The organism is Acinetobacter sp. ANC_7553, from assembly GCF_056779895.1.
The window spans coordinates 1-753 of record NZ_JBWYIV010000044.1 but is presented as its reverse complement, the minus strand read 5'-3'; the positions used below and the strand labels follow the sequence as shown (position 1 = coordinate 753).

1 protein-coding gene is annotated in these 753 nt (G+C 50.6%); it reads right to left on the bottom strand.

The window, feature by feature from the left end; all coding sequences use genetic code 11:
* Window positions 1-753, bottom strand: a 753-nt coding sequence (locus AC1M9I_RS14585; RefSeq protein WP_481611212.1) for a phage late control D family protein, incomplete at both ends; no start/stop codon positions are given.

Genomic DNA, 753 nt, shown 5'->3' with positions numbered 1-753 from the left:
TTTGGACTGAGCCTGCGCCTTCTTCTTGTTCGAGGGCTGTGGCTTGCCAGCGTTGTAGGTGGACTGCGGTGGGTTGTAGGCTGCGTTGTCCGATAAAACTGGTGATGCTATCAAATTGTTCTGTCGCATCACTACGGTGGTAGCGGATGTTGCGTCGGTTAAGCGCTTGGTATTGGCTGTTGTCGTCAATCAGGCGGAGCTTTTGTGCTTCGATCGGGCTGTTGTTGCTCGGTACAATCGGTTGCGCTTCATCAATGAGCCAGTTAATGCCTTCACTGCGTAGTAAGCGAGTCAGAAAGTCGTAGTCGCTTTCGTTGCTTTGCATGATGAAGGGTCGGATGTCGTATTGTTGTTGCAATCCACTGTGGTCTAGGCTGAGGCTCGAGGCAAAGAGTGGGCTTTTGTTTTGCCATTCTTCAAAGAGAATTTCCACCACTTCGACCACGGATTTGTTCATAAATACGCGGCTGTTGCGGCGTTTGTGCCACAGGTTTGTTGCATCGTTGAGCGTGAGTTTGTAGAGGGTCAGTGCCCCATCGCTTTGTCCTTGTGAGGCTTCGGTGATGATGCCGGTAGTTCTAAACAGGGTGCCTTGATCGGTGACTTGATCGACGGCCACTTGTGTGCCGATGAATTGTTTGAGTGGAATTAAGGCATTGGTGGAGAGACAGATGAGTTCTGCTTGCACGCCTTCGTTAAGGACATGGCTGCCATCGATGCGTTGGAGGAAGACTTGGCTATTCAGTTGTGAAT